Source organism: Streptomyces sp. WELS2, from assembly GCF_013870595.1.
In the GTDB taxonomy this organism is placed as follows: Bacteria; Actinomycetota; Actinomycetes; order Streptomycetales; family Streptomycetaceae; genus Streptomyces.
This window is the reverse complement of record NZ_JACBWZ010000749.1, coordinates 1-2,990: the sequence shown is the minus strand read 5'-3', so window position 1 is coordinate 2,990 and position 2,990 is coordinate 1. Positions and strand designations below refer to the sequence as shown.

General features: G+C 74.3%; 3 protein-coding genes. All 3 read right to left on the bottom strand.

Annotated elements, in window-relative coordinates; translation table 11 throughout:
- Positions 1–1,067 (bottom strand): penicillin-binding transpeptidase domain-containing protein (locus H5J33_RS29220; protein WP_181797816.1); only part of this gene is annotated, 1,067 nt, incomplete at its 3' end.
- A gap of 35 nt (positions 1,068–1,102) precedes the next feature.
- Positions 1,103–2,464, bottom strand: coding sequence for an FtsW/RodA/SpoVE family cell cycle protein (locus H5J33_RS29215; protein WP_181797815.1), 1,362 nt, complete (start codon positions 2,462–2,464; stop codon positions 1,103–1,105).
- A gap of 39 nt (positions 2,465–2,503) precedes the next feature.
- The coding region (locus H5J33_RS29210) for a sensor histidine kinase KdpD (RefSeq protein WP_181797814.1) at positions 2,504–2,990 on the bottom strand (487 nt) is incomplete at its 5' end.

Genomic DNA, 2,990 nt, shown 5'->3' with positions numbered 1-2,990 from the left:
GGCCGCAGCACCCCGCCGTCGGCGACCGCCGCCGCGACCATCGCCATCTGCAGGGGCGTGGCCCGCGTGTTGTACTGCCCGATCGACGACAGCGCCAGCTGCGCCCGGTCCACGTGCGGGTCGAAGGTGCTGGGGGCCACGGAGAAGGGGATGCGCACCTCGGTGTCGTTGAACCCGAACGCCTGCGCCGTGGCCACCATGTCCCGCACCCCCACGTCCACGCCCAGCTTGGCGAACACCGTGTTGCACGACCACTCGAAGGCGTCCCGCACCGAGGCGTCCGCGCAGCCGTCGCCCTCGTTGGTCAGCCGGGTGGTGGTGCCCGGCAGCCGGTAGGGGTCGGGGGAGTCGGTCCGCTCGTCCAGGTCCGTGACCACCCCCGCGTCCAGCGCCGCCGCCGCGGTGACCACCTTGAACGTCGACCCCGGCGGATACGTCTGCCGCACCGCCCGGTTGAGCATCGGCTTCTCCGGATCGTGGTTGAGCCGGGCCCACGCCGACACCACCGCCTCGCTGTTGCCCGACAGCTCCGACGGGTCGTACGACGGACTGGTCACCAGCGCCAGGATCCGCCCCGTGGCCGGCTCCACCGCGGCCACCGCGCCCTTGCGCCCGGCCAGACCCCGGTACGCGGCCTCCTGCGCCCGGCGGTTCAGGGTCGTCACCACGTCACCGCCGCGCCCTCGCGCCCGGCCCGAGTCGTTCCACAGCGGCAGCGGCCGCAGCAGCGGATCGGAGCCGGACAGCACCCCGTCCTCGGCGTGCTCCAGGAACGTGGTGCCGTACCGCTGGGAGGCGAAGCCGGTGACCGGGGCGTACAACGGGCCGTCCCGGTAGGAGCGTTCGTAGCGCAGCTGCTCGCCGGTGTCCACCGAGCCGGTGACCGGGCGGCCGTCCACCAGGATGTTCCCGCGCGGCCGCTGGTAACGGGCGATCGTGTCCCGGCGGTTGGCCGGGTTGCCGTCGTACTCCCGCGACTGCACCACCTGTACCCGGGCCGCGTTGGCCAGCAGCGCCGCCAGCAGCAGGGCGCAGAACGCGCGGGCGTGCCGGATGTACCGGGCCATCGGCCGTCCCCGGTCGGGCAGCGAGCCGTACTCGGTCACGGCGCCTCCCGGCCGTCGTACTGGCTGCGCGCCGAGTCGCTCACCCGGACCAGCAGCGCCACGATCGCCCAGTTGGTGACCACCGAGGAGCCGCCCTGGGCGAGGAACGGCATCGCCATGCCGGTCAGCGGGATCAGCCCGGTCACCCCGCCCGCGATCACGAACACCTGGAGCGCCACGATCGAGGCCAGCCCGACCGCGAGCAGCCGGCCGAACGGCTCGCGCAGCGCCAGCCCGGCCCGGTAGCCGCGCTCCACCAGCAGCGCGTACAGCAGCACGATCGCCGCCAGCCCGGCCAGGCCCAGCTCCTCCCCGGCCGTCGCCAGGATGAAGTCCGACTTGGTGGCGAAGCCGATCAGGGTGGAGTGCCCGAGCCCCAGCCCGGTGCCGAGCAGCCCGCCGGCGGCGAACGCGAACAGCGACTGGGCGAGCTGGTTGGGCCCCTGTCCGGCCTCGATGGTGGCGAACGGGTGCAGCCAGTCCTCGATCCGCGCGCCCACGTGCGGCTCCAGCCGTCCCACGGCGACGGCGCCGAGCACGGCGAGCAGCAGCCCGACCGCGATCCAGCCGGTGCGCCCGGTGGCCACGTACAGCAGCACCACGAACAGCCCGAAGAACAGCAGCGAGGTCCCGAGGTCCCGCTCCAGCACCAGTACGCCGACGCTCACCAGCCAGATCGTCAGGATCGGCCCCAGCACCCGCCCGGTCGGGAACTGCAGCCGCCACAGCCGGCGCCCGGTGTACGACAGCGCGCTGCGGTTGGCGGCCAGATAGGCGGCGAAGAACACCGCGAGCAGCACCTTCGCGAACTCGCCGGGCTGGATGGAGAACCCGGCGATCCGGATCCAGATCCGGGCCCCGTTGACCGCCGGGAACAGGATCGGCAGCGCCAGCAGGGCGAGGGCGGCCACCACGCACACGTACGCGTACCGCTGGAGCACCCGGTGGTCGCGCAGCACCAGCACGACCCCGATGAACAGCCCCACGCCCAGCGTGGACCACACCAGCTGGGTCGGGGCCGCCCGGTCGCCCGGCGTCTCCAGGTCCAGCCGGTAGATCAGGACCAGGCCCAGCCCGTTGAGCAGCACCCCGATGGGCAGCGGCAGCGGATCGGCGTACGGCGCCCGGATCCGCACCGCGATGTGGGCGAACAGGGCGAGCACCCCGAGCCCGGCGCCGTACCCGGCGGCACCCGGCGGCACGGTCCCGGACCGGGCCAGCCCCACCGCGCAGTAGCCGTACACGGACAGCAGGACGGCCAGCACGAGCAGGGACAGCTCGACGCCCCGGCGCCGGGGAAGGCGCACGGCGCGCGCGGGAGCGCCGGCCGCCGCCAGAGTGCTTCCGGCCTTCGTCATGCCCGGAACCTACCGAAATGGGACCTCTTGTGTCCGTTGTTACGGGGCCGGGCGCGCCCCCTGCCCGCCCCCGGGCAGCCGCAACGTGGCCACCGCGCCCCCGTCGACCGCGTTGCCGAAGCCCAGCGCGGCGCCCAGTACCTCCGCCTGCCCCACCGCGATGGTCAGCCCCAGCCCGTGCCCGGTCGCCCCGCCCTCCGTGCGGAACCGCTGCGGCCCGTGGGCCACCAGGTACTCCGGATACCCGGGCCCGTGATCCCGTACGGTCACCGCCGGCCCGTCCACGGTCAGCACCACCGGAGGCGCCCCGTGCCGGTGCGCGTTGGCCACCAGGTTCCCCAGCACCCGCTCCAGCCGGCGCCGGTCGGTCTCCACCCGCACGTCCCGCACCACCCGCACCTCGGTGTCCGTGCCCGAGGCCCGCACCACGCGTTCGGCCAGCGCGCCCAGCGCCTCCGTGCCCAGCTCCAGCCGCTCCCGTCCGGTGTCCAGCCGGGAGATCTCCAGCAGGTCCTCCGTCAGCGTG